At 47.0% G+C, this 17522-nt stretch carries 19 protein-coding genes and 1 other annotated feature; of the genes, 8 read left to right on the top strand and 11 right to left on the bottom strand.

The genetic code is table 11. The features are described from left to right. Nucleotides 1-88: 88 nt before the first annotated feature. The 6 genes from C7R92_RS22570 to C7R92_RS22545 are packed head-to-tail and all read left to right on the top strand — an operon-like array spanning nucleotide 89 to nucleotide 2054. Entirely contained in the window at nucleotides 89-340 is a 252-nt protein-coding gene (locus C7R92_RS22570; protein ID WP_016740748.1) for a spore germination protein, read from the top strand. Beyond that, nucleotides 337-591, top strand: a complete 255-nt coding sequence (locus C7R92_RS22565) for a spore germination protein GerPB (RefSeq protein WP_106835709.1) — start codon at nucleotides 337-339, stop codon at nucleotides 589-591. Before C7R92_RS22570 ends, C7R92_RS22565 begins: the two co-directional genes overlap by 4 nt. 34 nt (nucleotides 592-625) lie before the next feature. Next, the gene (gene gerPC / locus C7R92_RS22560) at nucleotides 626-1240 is read left to right on the top strand and encodes a spore germination protein GerPC (RefSeq protein WP_106835708.1); all 615 of its coding nucleotides are present in this window, start codon (nucleotides 626-628) and stop codon (nucleotides 1238-1240) included. Beyond that, complete coding sequence (locus C7R92_RS22555) at nucleotides 1237-1428, top strand: spore gernimation protein (RefSeq protein WP_083261681.1); 192 nt, start codon at nucleotides 1237-1239, stop codon at nucleotides 1426-1428. Before gerPC ends, C7R92_RS22555 begins: the two co-directional genes overlap by 4 nt. Nucleotides 1429-1442: 14 nt before the next feature. Continuing rightward, nucleotides 1443-1835: a spore germination protein GerPE gene (locus C7R92_RS22550; RefSeq protein ID WP_069849587.1), complete on the top strand. Its 393-nt coding sequence runs from the start codon at nucleotides 1443-1445 to the stop codon at nucleotides 1833-1835. A 3-nt stretch (nucleotides 1836-1838) separates the two neighbouring features. Further along, entirely contained in the window at nucleotides 1839-2054 is a 216-nt protein-coding gene (locus C7R92_RS22545) for a spore germination protein (RefSeq protein WP_017249535.1), read from the top strand. 86 nt (nucleotides 2055-2140) lie between these two features. On the opposite strand, the gene ppsA is transcribed toward C7R92_RS22545, so the two are convergent. From ppsA to C7R92_RS22530, 3 genes are all read right to left on the bottom strand, one after another. Further along, a complete protein-coding gene (gene ppsA / locus C7R92_RS22540) occupies nucleotides 2141-4756 on the bottom strand; it encodes a phosphoenolpyruvate synthase (protein ID WP_106835707.1) in 2616 nt (871 codons plus the stop codon). Between the two features lie 227 nt (nucleotides 4757-4983). Further along, a complete protein-coding gene (locus C7R92_RS22535) occupies nucleotides 4984-5580 on the bottom strand; it encodes an Hsp20/alpha crystallin family protein (protein WP_069849592.1) in 597 nt (198 codons plus the stop codon). Nucleotides 5581-5664: 84 nt separating this feature from the next. Then, nucleotides 5665-7014, bottom strand: a complete 1350-nt coding sequence (locus tag C7R92_RS22530) for an LCP family protein (RefSeq protein WP_106835706.1) — start codon at nucleotides 7012-7014, stop codon at nucleotides 5665-5667. Nucleotides 7015-7251: 237 nt separating this feature from the next. Between C7R92_RS22530 and C7R92_RS22525 the strand changes: the two genes are divergently transcribed. Then, complete coding sequence (locus C7R92_RS22525; RefSeq protein WP_106835705.1) at nucleotides 7252-8181, top strand: NAD(P)/FAD-dependent oxidoreductase; 930 nt, start codon at nucleotides 7252-7254, stop codon at nucleotides 8179-8181. 14 nt (nucleotides 8182-8195) lie between these two features. Further along, a complete protein-coding gene (locus tag C7R92_RS22520) occupies nucleotides 8196-8669 on the top strand; it encodes an NUDIX domain-containing protein (protein ID WP_106835704.1) in 474 nt (157 codons plus the stop codon). Between the two features lie 74 nt (nucleotides 8670-8743). Here the strand turns inward: C7R92_RS22520 and C7R92_RS22515 are convergent, their stop codons facing one another. The 8 genes from C7R92_RS22515 to C7R92_RS22480 form a co-directional block, all read right to left on the bottom strand. After that, nucleotides 8744-10117, bottom strand: a complete 1374-nt coding sequence (locus tag C7R92_RS22515; protein ID WP_106835703.1) for an MFS transporter — start codon at nucleotides 10115-10117, stop codon at nucleotides 8744-8746. Between the two features lie 15 nt (nucleotides 10118-10132). Continuing rightward, on the bottom strand, nucleotides 10133-11284 hold the full coding sequence (locus C7R92_RS22510) for a mandelate racemase/muconate lactonizing enzyme family protein (RefSeq protein WP_106835702.1): 1152 nt from the start codon (nucleotides 11282-11284) through the stop codon (nucleotides 10133-10135). Then, entirely contained in the window at nucleotides 11271-12044 is a 774-nt protein-coding gene (locus C7R92_RS22505; RefSeq protein ID WP_106835701.1) for a TraR/DksA C4-type zinc finger protein, read from the bottom strand. The genes C7R92_RS22510 and C7R92_RS22505 overlap by 14 nt, the downstream gene beginning before the upstream one ends. A 185-nt stretch (nucleotides 12045-12229) precedes the next feature. Then, nucleotides 12230-15007, bottom strand: a complete 2778-nt coding sequence (gene ileS, locus C7R92_RS22500) for an isoleucine--tRNA ligase (RefSeq protein ID WP_069849606.1) — start codon at nucleotides 15005-15007, stop codon at nucleotides 12230-12232. A gap of 46 nt (nucleotides 15008-15053) precedes the next feature. Further along, nucleotides 15054-15322, bottom strand: a binding site (T-box leader). Nucleotides 15323-15412: 90 nt separating this feature from the next. Next, entirely contained in the window at nucleotides 15413-15904 is a 492-nt protein-coding gene (locus tag C7R92_RS22495) for a DivIVA domain-containing protein (RefSeq protein ID WP_017249545.1), read from the bottom strand. A gap of 100 nt (nucleotides 15905-16004) precedes the next feature. Continuing rightward, nucleotides 16005-16778, bottom strand: coding sequence for a YlmH family RNA-binding protein (locus C7R92_RS22490; protein WP_106835700.1), 774 nt, complete (start codon nucleotides 16776-16778; stop codon nucleotides 16005-16007). 12 nt (nucleotides 16779-16790) lie between these two features. Further along, nucleotides 16791-17054, bottom strand: coding sequence for a YggT family protein (locus C7R92_RS22485; RefSeq protein ID WP_017249547.1), 264 nt, complete (start codon nucleotides 17052-17054; stop codon nucleotides 16791-16793). Between the two features lie 31 nt (nucleotides 17055-17085). Further along, nucleotides 17086-17511, bottom strand: coding sequence for a cell division protein SepF (locus C7R92_RS22480; RefSeq protein ID WP_017249548.1), 426 nt, complete (start codon nucleotides 17509-17511; stop codon nucleotides 17086-17088). Nucleotides 17512-17522 lie beyond the last annotated feature (11 nt).

The raw sequence follows: 17522 nt of genomic DNA, 5'->3' as shown, positions 1-17522 counted from the left end.
CTGGTTCGGTCGCAAAAACAGGTATGAACACCCACTGGCCTACGACATACAATACAGAGAGGATCTCTCCCAAAAGGATGTGCCGAACATGCCAGCATTCGTTGGAGTCATTAATGTAAACAACGTGGGCGGCGTTTTCAATGTCGGAGACGTCCGTAAAATCGCACCTACCACTTACGCCAAAACCTTCGCGGGTGGAGGATCATTCAATTCTGGTACCAATCTGTCCTTTAAAATTCCACGTAGCGTCGTCTACGTCAATGAACAATCCGATAATGATATCCCGCTTTTTGTAGAAGAAACGAACGATTTCAGGGCAAAGGGACGCGATTTCGCATGAATTTTTTTGTGACGCAACATATCGTAATCAATTCGCTCAAAATCGAAGGCATTAGCAACTCTTCGGTGTGCCAAATAGGAAGCGCTGGGATTATTAAGCCCGTATCCAAGCTGTACAACACCGGCGGATACACAGAGCCAGCTCCACAGGTGGGGCCGCTGCCCACAACCGGTTCGGAAGAATTCGTGCCCCTCATTCCATTGGTTCAGCCTTCGCTCATACGCCCTGGTATTCTTTCACGGCTTGGCTAATTCGTTGTATGCTAGATGAAGAAGGATGGTCGTCATGTACATGGATCCCGAAATGATGAAGTATTTGCAACAGTTACATGACTATATACAATTGCAAAGCAATAAGATCGAGAAATTGAAGGAAATGATTGAACAGCTGCAGCAAGATGTAAATGATCTCAAGGAAAAACAGATTCCTTCCGTCATCAAAAACGAGTACAAATTCGATCTGCTTAAGGTTGAGCGACTGGAAGGGACTCTCAATATCGGCTTAAACCCGAAAGGAAATGATGCAGGAATCGGTGATTTTTCCATCAATCAATCGATGGATGTCCCTAATCCGCACCAAAGCAATGCCCTACTTTTTGACCGTGTCCAGAAAGAAATTTATCAATATTTGGAGACAGATGCCTACCTCGTTCTTGAAAGAATCGAAACAGAGTGCAACTATCCACTGGATAACAATTATCGAGCCTTTATCTTGGATGACATTAAAAAGCAGATCGATCAACGGATTAAGTATTACCTGAGCGAGCTCCCTACCGATGAACTAGAACCAGAACAGCTCGATGTTTTCGTGCAAAATACCGTCCAAAAAGTGAAACGGGATATCGACAAGACCTGCGAAACATTCCTGAAAAATTTGCCTCGTGAGGTGAACGAACCATGATGAGGTATCAAGTGATAAACGAAGCCATTTGTGTAAAGAAGGTCTCCGTCAGTGCCCTCACTTCTGCCGCTTCCTTGTTTATTGGGGACACACAGACAGTAGACCTCAGAGCGATTTATGAAACGCCACCCGAAAAAATGATTCTCGGAGCCACGATCCCGATTGATACTGCTATACCTGCTTCATAAGGAGGTTTGTCACCATGTACCGAAGGACCAGTCATGTCCGTAAGCTGGATGTTCTCTCGGTCGATACCTCATCTGTTCTGCAAATAGGTGATTCCCGGCAGATTGATGCTGTCGCGAACATATTAGCCGTCCAACGTGAACAGGCCATCTTCTATGAAAATGAATTTATGTTCGAGAATTACTCAGCCTTTTCCGTTCCGTTAACTCCTCCTATTCTCTCCGATCCGATTTGCATCGATACGTTCCACGACTGTCCGTACATTTTCATTCGAAAAGTGGAAGTCCCTTTCTTAGCAGGATCGTCCGTCGTCCATGTTGGTTCGAACGAATCCATTACACTCGAAACGCGAGTCGTAAATATTCGTCACATTTTCCAAGACGAGCAAAAAACGAGAGGGAGGGGGTAGGCTGTGCCTTCTGTCATTGGAGCTGTCAATATCAATAGTAATTCGGGTACCGTTAACTTCGGAGATACGCTCAACATATCACCCAAAACAGCCGCCAAGACATTCTCCGGTTCAGGGGGCGGCAACACAGGTAACGTCGTCAATACGCTCAATGGTGTCAACGCAACGAATACACTGGACCCCAATGTCGTCGATCAACCGATGTTTGGGAACATCTAATCCCCGCAGTGTTAATGTCTTTTCATTGACACTGTTTTTATTTTGGCTGAAAAACGAAACAAAAAAGGAGGCACGAGGCCCCCATGCTACAATATTTCAATATACCCTTCTGTTCCATGCACGCGAATACGTTGCCCGTCTTTTATCAGCGTGGTAGCATTTTCCACGCCGACAACTGCTGGTAAGCCATATTCACGCGCAATAACTGCTCCATGAGTCATCAGTCCACCCACTTCAGTGACAAGACCTTTTATGGATACAAACAACGGTGTCCAGCCAGGGTCAGTATAGGAGGTGACTAATATATCTCCATCTTCTAGATCAGCATCTTCCATGTTTAAGATGACACGCGCTCGCCCCTCTATAATCCCGGAAGAAACAGGAAGACCTACGATCGCATTGACGGGCAGATTTTCTCGTTTGTACTCACCTGCAATGATTTCACCATCAGACGTGATGACACGTGGAGGAGTTAGTTTTTCAAAAAACTTGTAATCTTCTTTTCGTTTGCTGATGATCTCATCATCCAATTCGTGTGTGCATACGGCCTCTTGAAGCTCTTCAAAAGTGAGATAGTAGATATCTTCTTTTTCATGAATAACGCGAGCTTGTATAAGTTGCTCGGCTTCTTTTACTAAAGCCTGCTTATAAACGAAGTAGCGATTAACCATACCGTATTTTGGATATTCCCTAAACCCACTGAAATTCCTGATGAGTTCGATCATTTGTTTGGTTTCTTTTGCTTTTTGTTCACCATCCGGTAATTGCTTCAATCGCGCTAATAGCTCTTGCTCTTTTTCCAAAGCTTCCTGTCGCCCTTGTTCGAATTTCCGCTTGCCAGCATTCGGCTCAAAGTTTTTGATGTTACCTAGAATCATGGGGACAAGCGTCATTGGTCTTTCACTCCAACGCGTTTTCGTAATATCGATTTCTCCGGCACATCTCATTCCGTATTTCGTGAGATAAGCATAGATGGCGTCTTGCGTTTCCTGTCCACCTTCAAACTGAACCAGTTCATCCAAAAAGTTATCTTCTTTTACATGCTGTAAAAATTCAATGACTTCTGGATAAGGACGAACCACATCTGCAACATCCATTAGCGCCAGTCCCATTTCCGAAGTAATATTATTTGGCACAGACTGAGAAAGCGTGTCTGCTACGTTTTTTTCCCCCAACCACTCGTTCATTTTTTCATTGATCCATTTTGAAGCATTCATAGCAGCCGTAATCACACCGATGGTTTGTGGATCAAATAACATCTTCTTTAATTGTTGGATGTCTTCTCGAATAAAATCAAATAAATCCGGTCCTGATTTCATTTGGATGCTATGCTTTAACTCTTCGATCGATGTTTGACTACGCTGCATCAAATCAGAAACAATTGTCGAATCGTTTTCGAATTGTTCTTGAAAACCCAAAGACGACATACCTTTATTGCTTTTACCTGGACTCTGCTCTTTTTTACTTACTGGTAACGATTGTATAAAATCTCCTCGCTCGATTACGGTCATAAGCGCATCTTTTATAAGCGGATCAGATTGTCCCAGGGTATCTACTATGATTTGTCTGCTGTCAGGTGAAGCTAGCATATTTGTCACATCAACAAACAACCTTCCACCCGCTTTGCGCATAGGTGCAGGAGTCGTTAACAGGAAAAAAGACAGTCCCAATGGTTTCATGGGGTCGGTCATCATTTGTTGATGACCAACAGATACATAGACATGATTTTCTTGATCATTCGCTTCAGGAATGGGATATAAAGTCGTGATTGGACGACTCTGGACGATAGAAAAAGTATGATCAACCAAACACCATTCGATATCTTGTGGGCAACCAAAATAAGCTTCGATCTGTCTTCCAATGCGCGCCAGTTGTAAAATTTGTTGTTCCGTAAGTGTTTGGGTCTTTTGCTGATCAGGATCAATCTGCTGTGTCTTCGTTCCGCCTTCTTTTCGTCCATAGATAGCCAATTTTTTGGTCGCTATCCTCTTATCGACGATTTCCCCTTCCTGCACTTTATAACAATCAGCAGATACCAAACCAGAGACCAGTGCTTCTCCAAGTCCATAGCTGGCATCGATGGATAGCAACTTCCGGTTGGATGTAATTGGATCAGCGGTAAATAAAATCCCGGAAGCCTGTGGGAAAACCATTCTTTGAACGATAACGGATAAATAAACGTGATTGTGGTCAAATCCATTTTGCATACGGTAAATTACCGCGCGATCCGTAAATAGGGAAGCCCAACATTTGCTGATATGCTGCAAGATTGCTTCTTTGCCGATGATATTTAAATAGGTGTCCTGTTGACCTGCAAAAGAGGCATGTGGTAAATCTTCAGCAGTCGCACTAGAACGCACTGCATAAGCATGTTCCTCTCCGAATTGGGAGAGATAGTGAGTAACGGCTTTCACAACATCGGAAGGAATTTCTACTTCCATAATGATTTGGCGAATCTTCCTGCTGATTTCACCAATTTGATCTCGATCTTGTACTTTTAACATGGTTAGTCGAGCCAACAAAGCATGATACGTTTCGTTTTGTTCGATGGCCTTTTGATACCCTACTGTTGTCACACAAAATCCTTCTGGTACTTGTATTCCTTGAATTTTTGATAATTCCCCTAAATGTAACCCTTTTCCGCCAACGAGCAAAAGCTGTGTTTTTTCCATTTCCTGAAAACCGAGAACCAAAGAACTCATTCAATATCTCTCCTAACCATTAAATTGAGAAAAAGCATTTGACAAGAGTTCACCAGCATGGTACGATTAAATTGTAAGATGCAATAATTATGTCTATATAAACAAGAACAGTCGTGAACTGATTATATCATCGCGTCTGTTTTTGTGCAATAAAAAAGAACCCGGAAGAAATATCCAGGTTCTTTTTTTGATTTCCCACGAATGAAACTGTCCTGCACATCCACTTTTTACAAGCTCGCTTTAAATGTTGTTTTTCGTTCGTTCGCAGCTCCATCACGCATCAAATAGATTTCTAACACCCCATCCTGATACTGGGCCCTCATCCCTTTTGAGCTAACGAAAACCGGTAGAGCCAGCTTGCGATAAAAGGGGCCGTAGCTTCTTTCCCCTTGTGTACGAAGCCCCTGATGCTCACTTTCTTTGATGATCCCCCTGACCTCCAGCAACCGTTGGTCGGAGAGGGTAATCTCCAGACTATCGCGATCGAAGCCCGGGAGTTCACAGGAAACAATGACCATTTGCTCTGATTGGAAGATATCCGAGACGGGGGAAAAATGCGAATCGTCTACCTGCCCGAAACGCATCGATTTTTCCTTTGTCTTTTTTTTTCCCTTTTTCACGGGTGGTACATTTGGCGCGGCGGCGGTGGCCGTCTTTTGTGCTGCTTGCTTATTGAGCGTCGCGATATTCTCCCAAAAGTTCGTGTCCAGCATCTGTCCCATCTGGCTCAATGCTTTCCATGGATGATCTGGGTCAAAGCCGAGCTTGGACAAACTTTCGGATGCTTTTTGCAACTGCTTCATGGTCTCTTGCAGGTTTTTCATAACTTCCGCACTCCCTTCCCAGCACAGGCAAGACTGTCTATGTACGATAGAATATGTGCTTTTGCCTGGGGGGTGTGCTCAAGATCAACCAGTTTGCCCGATGTCAGCACTATCTGTCGCCGGTGCAGGCGGGGCCAAAATATCGGGTGGTGGCATATTACTATCCGTCGGCTCAGGATTGCGTTCGCCGCCATTTCCATCTGGTGTTACAGGCTCCTGTGTTGGTTCTGGAGCCGTATTTGGTGGTGGTGTGGCTGGTTTTTGTGTTTTGGGCTGCTCTTTTGTACCTGTCGTGGGCTTGGGGTTCGCAGCTGGTGTTCTCTTCTCCGCTTTCATTTCTATCTTGGCTACTTCCGCTACAGCTGCATCACTGAGCTGTTCGCCAGGTCCAGCTGCTCCCACTTCTGTTTGCAGGGCAGTTCGAACAGCTTGCATGTTCTCTCTCGGCCATAAGGAATACGGAGAGCTCCAGATCGCCCCATTATCCAAAGTAACCATGTTGCTTGACGAAAAGCTGGCAAAATCGAGTGCCAAACCTTTTATTTGGTCTTTCGACAGATCGGTTTTGATATGCTGACCAACGGTATCCAGTACAGCTGTCAAACTCGATAATCCATCCATGGACATGCTCTTTTCTGCTACAGCACGAATCACCTGCTGCTGTCTGCGATTGCGATCGAAGTCGCTCGAGTTGTAAGCGTCTCCACGTCTGTCGATGCGATGACGGACGAAGCCAAGTGCCTGCTCTCCGTTCAATACTTGTTTCCCTTTTTTCAAACTTCGGTATACACCTTGCTTCGGCAATTCGTATACGAGATCGCGATCTACGTCAACCGTAATCCCGCCCAGCTTGTCAATGACCGCTGTGAAGCCCTCAAAGTCAAGCTGCACGTAATGCTCAACCGAGATCCCCAGCATGTGATTCAATGTCTTTTTGAGCATCGTCATGCCATTTTCTGTAACAGGCTTCCCTTTGATTTCCGCATCTTTCCTGATATTTTCCCCTAATGCAAATACTTCATTAACCTTGTGATAGCCTGGATATCCTGGGATTTGAACGCGGGTATCACGTGGCAACGATACCATGCTCAGCTTTTGCGTAACAGGATTGGCGACTGCGACGACCAGAACATCGGTGTTTAACATACCGATGTTTTTGCGCGTGTCCACCCCAACGATGGCGAAGGCGATTGATTTCTTTTGTTCGTACGGCTTTTCCACCACGGGTTGATCCGGTAGCTTGTACGGGTCTACCGTTACAACGTCTAGTGTCTTGTCTAACTGGTTGAGGGCGAAGCCTGCTCCTACGGCCAACAAACAGAGGAATAAGCAACCCGCCAAGAGCAGATACATCCGCTTGCTTCGCTGACCACGCTTGATCCGTTTACGCGGCTGTTTTGCAGGAGCTTGAGGCTTGTCATTCTTGGCTTGCACGTTCGGTTCACTCCTTTTTAAAATCACGGGGTCCATAGTGCTTTGGGCTTTTCATTTTTCAATATATTCTGGAAAACTTTCGTCCCATTTTACCACAATTTGCTGTCAAAATGTAGAATTCTGCCGATTCAACTCGATCGGTTTTCCCTGAGAGTTCTTGCACTTGCGAATCGAAACAGGTAGTCTAAAACTGAGGAAAATCGGATAGATGAATAAGGGAATCGGAGGGACTTGAGAGTGGAACACATACAGGTGCTGATCGCAGGTGGCGGCATCGCAGGGTTGTCCGCAGCAATATGGTGCCACCGATTAGGTCTTTCTTGTCTTCTTATCGAAAAAACGGATAGACTCGGCGGCCAATTGCATCACATTTACAACGAGATTACCGACTTTCCGCCCCTTGTATATGACCAGGGAGCTGCCCTTGTAAAGGTACTGATCGCACATCCTTTCATCCAGCAGCCAAACATACGATTGAACGAAGCCATTCTTTCCATTGATCGGGAAACGAAACAGGTAATTACTTCGAAATCCGTTTATCGTGTCGACTATCTACTCATCGCCACAGGAGTTGGCTGGAACGAAATACCAGCTCTAGCTGATTGTCCGAGCGTCCTGTCGCCTTGGTTTTCTACAACTGCCCAAGCGCACACCATCGCCGGGCAAGATATCGCCGTCATTGGCGGAGGAGATCGTGCATTAGAGAGTGCAGCAAATTTGAGCTTCCATGCCCGACAAGTTTATCTGTTGGTTCGGAGCAGTGAGTGGCGTGCTCGTCCCGAATGGCAAAAGAAAATCACAGGCCTCCCCAACATCCAAGTCCTGTGGGAAACACAAGTAAGTGATTATCAGCACGAAGAGGCACGGACGGTTCTGACACTCACCTCTACACGCACAGGCAATCCAGAGACGATCGTAGTCGATTGGATTTTGCCGCGAATTGGTGTTCATGGAAACACAGCTGGTTTCGATGGCTTGGACATGTTTGGCGATGACTATTTGCAAACAGATTCGTCTCAACGAGTCAACTCTCCATGGATATACGCAGTCGGAGACGTGAACAACGGAGCCGCTTATGCGAGTTTATCACTGGCAGTTGGTCAAGCGATGAAGGCGGTCAAGCATATTTCCTTGCAAATTCAAAACAACAGATCAATGAGCCTGTAGAAGGAGAGCTTTGCATGTACGCTTTTTACGACGATTTCGGCTTACCTGTCAAGCTAACCTTTTCCCCCGAAGAGTATCGTAACCACCAAGCAGGTCACGTGCTGATCTTCGCTTTTTATCAAGGAAAGCTGTTATTTACTCGCCATCGTACACGGGGTGTGGAGCTACCAGGGGGAAAAGTAGAAGCAGGTGAAAACAGCCTGGCAGCAGCAGTTCGTGAAGTCTATGAAGAAACCGGTGCCATTCTGGAAGGGATTGAGCGCATCGGACAGTACACCATCGACGACTCGATGCGAAAAGACATTTATATCGCAAAGGTAGCGCATTATACAAACCAACCAAGCGGCCGAGACGTGCTTGCCACCATTGTGTTTGCGGATATTCCGCGAGATGTAAAACGCAATCAGGAGTTTAGTCGCATTCTGCAAGATGATGTGTATCCGCTCACACTCGATCGAGCCCTACGTCATCCCTTCGCGGAGTCCTAGCCATCATAAACAGGCTCGTCCCTGTCGCTCCTCGGCATTGTATCCGGTGAGAATGACCGACAGAGACAGCCTGTTTATTGTTTTTCCTTTTCCTTCTTTCCCGACAACACACGCTTGACGAGCTCATTTGGATCAAAGCCATACTTTTCGATAGCTCTCTCACGTTGTACCTCGTGTACCGTTTCAGGTTCAATTCCCAATACCTCTGATATTTGCCGCCACACTTTCGTCTCGCTGTCTTTTGTCCCTTGTCCTTGCTGCTCGACCTGCTTGGGCTTCAAGAAAAAGATCGCAAGCACAGCGAAAACGAGCGATAAACCTGCGATTGATAGAAACATGACCATCCGAGAAATCCCGAGCAACCAAGTAAAAATAGGTGGGCCGATCGCAACACCGATAAAACGGACTCCGCTATACAAAGAAGTAATCATGCCCCGCTCTGTTTTTTGCACGGCCCCAACGATCATGGAGTTCAAGCAAGGTAAAATCATCCCCGTCCCCATGCTGCCGATGACCAAAATACCAATCAGGACATAAGCCCCTTTGACAAAGCTAGCCAGAATGTAAGACGTAGCCAGCAAAAACATGCCGATAATCACAAACAGACGCATCAGCTTCAGCTTCTTTTTGATGATGATTCCTGTTACATACGCCGCTATACTCATCACGAGCAAGGGAATCGCCAAAAAGAAGCCTTTGATGACACCATCGATCTTGTATTTTTCTTCCAATAAATCAGACAGGTAAAACAGTACACCAAACAACGTGAACAAGCAGATACTCCCAACAAAAAATGCAGGGACAAGCCATTTTCCATGCTGTTTAAACACTTGCGCGATCGAATGCATGTACTGCTTGACGGGGAGCGGCTTCTTATCCTGTTTCTTTTCCTTGGTCAGAAATAAAAACATCAGGAGAACGACACCGCAAATAATCGGAAAAGCTAAAAAGACCATGTACCAAGAAATGAGAGCAAGCAAGGAGCCAAAAATCGGACTTAATACTTTTCCCATCCCGTTTGATGTCTCCAAAAGCCCCAATGCCCTACTCTCCGAAGCGCCATCGAACAGATCCCCTACCAATGCCATCGCGATGGGGGCTGTCCCGGCTGCCCCAATCCCCTGCAAGACACGCCCTCCCATGATAGCCATATAGGGTTGATCCAGCCACAGAGCAGCAAGCCCTGCGACCAAACCACCCAGACCGTACAGGGCAAGGGAGATGATAATGACAATTTTTCTCCCAAATCGATCTGACAAATAGCCGGCAAAAGGGATAACCATACCTGCTGCAATCGAAAAAGCAGTGATTAACAAGCTCGTCTGTAAGGCCGTGAGCTTCATTTCCGTCTTCATTGTAGGTAGTACAGGAATCAGCATCGAGTTGCCCAGCACCATCACTAATGGAACCCCGACAAGCCCAATCAGGTTTTTCGCATTTTGTGCCATACGAAACTCCTTGTCTTACGCATAAGCGCTACCGTCCCAGCGCAACGCGTTAATAATCTCCCAATCAGGCTCGACGCCAATTCCAACGCCAGCTGGTAGCGTCACTTCGCCATTTATGGGTCGTAGCGGAAACAATTGTGTAAACGGGTTCTCCATGACATCCCATTCGACAGGCTCAATCGGATGGCTATCCATCTTGGTCCATGCCAGCAAGCAAGCTTGTGCAAATAACGTATACACTCGTGCCAGCGAACCGTCAAAGGAATGTGGAGACACGCGATAGCCAAACTGACGGGCCATTTGTAGATGCGTTCGATAATCGTCAATGCCCCCTGTATGCATCAGGTCAGGCTGAGCAATATCGATGGCGCCACCCTCATACAAGGGCAAAAACTGTGCGCAACGAATCAAGTTTTCTCCACCAGCAAGTGGAATGGATATTGACGAACGAAGCTTAACATACTCGTTTGTACGATCCATGGGCATCGGCTCCTCCAGCCAAAGCCAATTGCCATAACGGGAAAAAAGCCCTTCCCACTTCCTTGCAGTCGCACAGTCGTAGCTCTGATTGGCATCTACCGCTACTTGAACTTGTTCAGGAAGCAAATTCATCAGTTTTTCGATGTGCGTTTGATCCTCTTGAACAGAGCGCCCGCCAATCTTTACTTTCACCATCTTGAAGCCAACGTCGACTTGCTGGGCGACTTGCTTCCATGACTGTTGCATCCAGTCTTCTGTTTCACGGTAGGATTGGAGGGAGGCATATACCGGGATGCCCGAATGTATCTGGCCTCCCCATAGTTGGCACACAGATAGCCCCGCCGCTTTCGCCAAAATTTCCGTAAGTGCCATACTGACACCTGAAGCCGAACGCTGATGCCACTTTCCTACGACATCGACAATGGCTACTCTGTTATCCACCTGCTTACCCAGCAAGTACGGAATGATGCGCTCACAAAAGCCCTTATGAAGCGTCGGCAGCCAATCGATAATTTCTCCCCAGCCATCTATACCAGCCCGTGTGATAATCCGAATGAGATAACTGCTTCGATAACGCTTATACCCATTCGCATCACCGTAAGCTTGCGATAGACGATGAAGTAGTGGATACGTTTCCACGCGCTCAATTTGTAGGTCCAAGACCGCTACCTGCTCATGAGTAGTCATCCATGCCCTCTCGTTCTGCTTGCTCTCCCTCGTAATCATCATAGGAGAGGAAGTTTCCTTTCCCTTCTCCTTTTCTCATGTACTCCTCATACGTCCCGCTTCTCATAAAATGCACACTGTCCGGTCCGTGATAGCCTTCAATATCGGTATAACCGATTTCCTCTACGGCTTCTACAAAGCCATCCGGCTCATTGCTCTCGATATACATTTCATCATAATCCGTTTTGTCGGGTTCCTGGTACGAGAAAGGCGTGCTAGATGTCCCCCAAGACTCGACAATTTGCCAAGCATCCTCACCGTCAAATCCGTTCTGTCCTTCTTTTTCATCCAAAGATGTACGTCCGAACGGCGGCTGCAAAAACTGTTCCTCAATCGGACGTGACTCGTTGACTGAGGGCGCTGGTGCATGCTCCTTGCACGTTTGTGCCTGAGGCAGTGCTTCCAGTCGCTCCACAGGTATTTGCTCTCCACAGACCGTACACAGTCCGTAGGTGCCTTCCTCCATACGCAGTAGCGCCTGATCAATCTCTTTCAATGTCTCACGATCGAGACTATCTAGGGCCAAATCTTTTTCCCGTTCAAACATCTCACTGCCGATATCTGCCGGATGATTATCGTACATGGCAAACTCCTGCAAAGAGGTTGTCATCGGTTCTCTCATGCCATAATGGTCCTGTACGCGGTCTTCCAGTTCCTTTTTCTGTTCCAGCAGCTTTTCCCGGAAGCTGGCCACCTTCTTTTGGTCCACGCTGTACACCACCTTTGTTTGGTTTCCTCAACAGGTAGTATGTCTTGGTCGCGAAGGAAATATGACCAACAAAACGGCCATGACCGTTTTGTTGGTCCGCATGCGCTCATATCCACCTTTATGAAAAATATCGAGATGTTTTTCACAGCAAAAAACCTGCCATCCCCAAAGGGAATGACAGGTTGATCGACCGATTTTTATTCTGCTACATGTGCGTAGTGTTGTTCTACGATATCCGCGCAACGTACGCAAAGTGACGCGTGCGACTCGCGAGTACCAACATCAGGTTTCACTACGCGGCAACGCTCGCATTTTCCACCGTCTGCGGCTGAGACCACAGCAGCAATGCCTTCGAGTTGTACTGCTTCTGCTGGAGCAGACCCGCTGTGTACATCCACGTGAGCCACGATGAACAGGTCAGCCAGATCGTCCATTGCTGCCAATGTTTTCGCAACTTCTTCCGTTTGTGGGTACAGAGCTAGCTTCGCATCAACGGAATTACCGAACACCTTGTTGCGGCGCGCTTCTTCCATGGCTTTGAGTACCTCGTCTCGGATCGCCAGGAACGCATCCCACTTGCTCTCTGCTTCTGCTGCAAAGCTGAGATGTTGTTCGTCGCCTTCTGGCATATCCGTCAACTGCACACTCTTCTCTTCCACGCCTGGAATGAACGCCCACACCTCATCAGCTGTATGCGGCAACAGTGGAGCAACCAGCTTCACCAGACTGAGCAAGCAATCGTACATCACTGTCTGTGCAGCGCGTCGTTTCAAACTATCTGGCGCTTCTACATACAAACGATCCTTGCAAATATCCAGATAGAACGCGGACAAGTCAATGACGCAGAAGTTGTGCACCGCATGGAAAACGGTATGGAACTGATATTCATCATACGCTTTGCGCGTACGCTTCGCGACTTTTGCTGCTTTCGCCAGAACATAACGATCCAGCTCGCCCAGCTCTTCATATGCTACGCGGTCTGTTGCAGGATTGAATCCATCCAGGTTGCCCAACAGGAAGCGGAACGTATTGCGGATTTTGCGATATACCTCAGCGATCTGATTCAGAATCGCATCGGAAATGCGCACATCTGCCTGATAGTCAACAGAAGCTACCCACAGACGCAAGATATCTGCGCCCATCTTGTCAATAACTTGTTGAGGCACGATGACGTTACCGAGGGATTTGGACATTTTGCGTCCTTCTCCATCCAACGCAAAGCCGTGGCTCAAAACGGATTTGTAAGGAGCTGTGCCATACACGGCAACACCCGTCGAGAGAGAAGAGTTGAACCAGCCACGATACTGGTCAGAGCCTTCCAGATACATGTCAGCCGGCCAAGCAATGCCTCTTTCGCGCAAAACAGCCTGGTGGCTGGAACCGGAGTCGAACCAAACGTCCATAATATCCGTTTCTTTGCGGAATTCCTTGCAATCGCACTTGGTGCAAGAAAGCCCTTCTGGAACCAGCTCATTTGCTTCACGGGAGAACCATACTTTCGATCCTTCTTTGCGGAACAGATCAGCAACATGGGTGATCGTCGTGTCGTTAATGATCGGTTCGTTACACGATTTGCAATAGAAGATGGGAATCGGTACACCCCATACACGCTGACGGGAAATGCACCAGTCGCCACGATCCGCGATCATGTTTGCCAGACGAGTTTCTCCCCAATGAGGAATCCATTTTACATTTTTAATCGCTTCGAGCATTTGCTCACGGAATCCGTCGATAGACGCGAACCATTGCTCTGTCGCCCGATAGATAACCGGTTTTTTCGTACGCCAGTCATGTGGGTAGGAGTGCGTGAAGAAATTGAGCTTCAAGAGTGCTCCGGTTTCTTTCAGCTTTTCTGTAATCACTTTGTTGGCATCTTCGTAGAACAGACCTTCAAAGCCTGGAGCCTCATTGGTCATTTTACCTTCGTGATCCACTGGGCAAAGGACGCCCAAATTGTATTTTTGACCAATGTTAAAGTCATCTTCCCCGTGTCCTGGAGCAGTATGAACGCAACCAGTACCTGCATCCAAGGTTACATGCTCACCCAGGATGAGTGGAGACTTGCGATCGTAGAATGGATGCTGAGTTTCTACGCCTTCCAGTTCTTGACCTTTAAAGGTTGCGAGAATCTCTACGCCTTCCCAGCCAATTTCTTTGCTCGCGGCTTCAATCAGACCGTTGGCTACCAGGAATTTGCGGCCATCTACCTTCACTACGTTGTACTCGAGTTCAGGATGCAGGCTGATTGCAAGGTTTGCTGGCAATGTCCACGGAGTCGTTGTCCAGATAACAACGCCTGTTTCTGTGTCCAGCTTGCCTTTTCCATCTGCTACCTGGAAGCTGACGTAAATAGAAGGAGAGCGCTTATCTTTGTATTCGATTTCTGCGTCAGCCAGAGCCGTCTCAGAAGACGGAGACCAGTACACGCAGCGCAGTCCTTTGTAAATATAACCCTTTTTCGCCATTTCACCGAATACGCGAATTTGGTTGGCTTCATACTCAGGCAGGAGTGTCACATATGGGTTTTCCCAATCTCCGCGAACACCCAGACGCTTGAATTGGTCGCGTTGCTTGTCGATATAGGACCACGCATACTCTTCACAGCGCTGACGGAAATCGTTCACTTCGATGCTACGACGATCCAACCCTTGTGCATTGATGATCGCTTGCTCAATCGGCAAACCATGTGTATCCCAACCTGGGATGTACGGCGCATAAAATCCTGCCATGGATTTGTAGCGAACGATGAAGTCCTTGAGGATTTTGTTCAGTGCGTGACCGATATGGATATCTCCATTCGCATACGGAGGGCCATCATGCAAGACAAAAGACGGGCGGTCTTTTGTACGATCTAGCACTTGTTGATAAATATTTTGCTCTTCCCATACCGCTTGCATCTGTGGCTCGCGGCTTGGTAAATTTCCGCGCATGGGGAAATCTGTTTTTGGTAGCGCTAAGGTTTTGCTGTAATCCATGGCCTGATTCACTCCTTAAATAAATAAAAGCTCTCACTCATCCCCAAAAAGGGACGAGAGAAAGCTCCCGTGGTACCACCCTGATTGAACAAACCCGTACGACAAAAAAGCCTGCATCGGATTCGTTCCACTTCACTCATTCGTAACGGGAATGACGCGCTCACTTACTCACCTGTTTAACCATCAAGGTTTTCTGGGCTTTCGGATATTGAACTCCCGGGTGATTTTCTGCGAAAGCAACTGGCCGGGTTTTCACCTTTTCCCGACTCTCTAGGCAGTGCTGGCTCACGTACTCTTCCCGTTCATCGTCTATGATTTGTATAAGCCTGTTCAACTACTATAAGTGCTTTATTTCGAAAAAGTTGTCTTTCATTATAATACCATCATTGCTCGAACGTCAATGATTTATTCAACTGTTACAGGCGAATCGACTTGTGGCTGTTCAATGTTATCCCAATCGCCATTCTCCAGCATTTCCAACTGTGCTTCCAAAAGCGTCCGAAAGCGCATTCGGTAAACCGAAGCACGTTTTTTTAATTCTTCGATTTCGATTGCGATTTTGCGCGACTTCGCCAATGCTTCATTGACGATTCGGTCTGCATTTTTCTCGGATTCCTTTAAGATGAGCTGCGCTTCCTTGCGGGCATTCGACTTCACGTCTTCCGCTGTCTCCTGCGCGACCAGAATCGACTTGCTCAAATTTTCTTCCAAGCTCTTATAGTAATCTACGCGCTCATTCAAAATGGCTACGCGCTCTTCCTGTTCTTTTTTCTCTTTTATCAAGAGCTCAAAATCTTTGATCACCTGATCGAGAAACTCGTTCACTTCGTCAATGTTATACCCACGAAAGCCTGTGCTGAATTCCTTATTGTGTATATCCAACGGCGTTAATGGCACATGAACCCCCCACTTTTCCCGATAATTCGTCTTCAATCATTTCGACAGGATTAGCTGTGTTTCCTGCCGTATTTTACAATTTTTTGCGCCTTGGTCCATCTTATGTAACCAGTCCGACAATCATGCGAAGTCTTCCGCTGCGTGTTGGACCTGCTACCTCAAGAACTTTGAACCGACCAGAACCTGCAAGAGATACCATATCACCCATCTCGAGTTGATAAGATGGGTCTTCGATTACTTTCCAGTTGATTTTTACTTTTCCTGCTCGAATTGGCACCAGTGCTTTTGCGCGAGACATATTGTGTACTTCTCCGATGATCGCGTCAATTCGCGGTGATGGCACGGTGATCGTTTTCTCTACAAACTTGGGTGCTGGTGGTGTAAACGCCTCCCATGCTACCCGCTCAAATTGAACAGATGTCCGATGAATTTGCGTCACCTGCCCACAGACAAAATCAGCGACTTCCTCTGCTACAATCGCGTAGCTGCCAGCTGAATCTGTTAGCATATCTCCGAATTTCTCCCGCTTCATCCCGACGCCCAGCATCGCCCCCATCACATCTCGATGCTCCAGCACATGAAAGCGCTGATCACCCTTGATTGCCAATAAGGTAAGGCGATAATCCTCAGGCTCGACTGGGAGGTACTCCGGATGGATGAGGATACGTACACGCTCGGCACCCTCGTAGCCTCCATAAGGAGAAACCTTTACATCACTTACTTGTGAAGATAGACTCTGAAAAATCATCAACTGCCTAGGGTCTACAAAATCAGTAAGGCGCATGGCCTGCTTCCGCTCTACTTGCGTCAGCATTTCCAGCGCCCGTTCAACAAAGGGACGTTCTTCTTTTGAAAAATGGTCAAATATGCTCATCGTTTCACTCGCCTACAGAATTTGTCGCAAAATGGCGTATAGGCCAGATTGGGCAAAGTGCAGTGCCATCAATGCGACAATCGGGGAGATATCGATGAACCCGAGCGGTGGAATAAACCGGCGAAATGGTGCCAAATAAGGCTCAACCAGTCTTTCCAGTAATTGTCCGATGCCTGTACCTCTCATTTGAGGAACCCATGACATCAAAATGTAAGCAATAATCATGTATTGATATACCGTAAAGGCAAAATCTAAAATATCCACGACAACTTTCATTAGCTCACCCTTTTATATTCGTCTTAATTGGCTACTCTTCCAACACACTGGAAATCGTACCCTGAATATCTACATGGTCAGGCGTGCACACGAAGATCGTGTCTCCGACCTTTTGGATATCGCCGTTTAATGCGTAGACCGTCCCGCTCAAAAAGTCGATAATTCTCTTGGCTTGGTCTTTTTCCACGCGATGGAGGTTGACCACAACGGGTCTACGATGACGCAGGTTGTCTGCGATATCCTGTGCGTCACTGTAATGACGGGGTTCACAGAGAATCAAACGGATTCCCTCCTTTTCCCGTGCTTGAAACGGTACCACGTTATTAGCTCGACCCGTCGGCTGGCGTTTGTGCGAGGATTCTTGCTCTTCTCTTTCCTCTTCCACCGTTGTTGTCTCTTCGATGTATTCCTCGTTTTCTAACCCCAGAAACCCCATCAATTTATTCATAACACCCATACTCTTCCTCC

Origin of the sequence: Brevibacillus porteri (assembly GCF_003013475.1) — a bacterium.
GTDB lineage: Bacteria > Bacillota > Bacilli > Brevibacillales > Brevibacillaceae > Brevibacillus > Brevibacillus porteri.
This window is presented reverse-complemented; position numbering and strand designations above follow the sequence as displayed.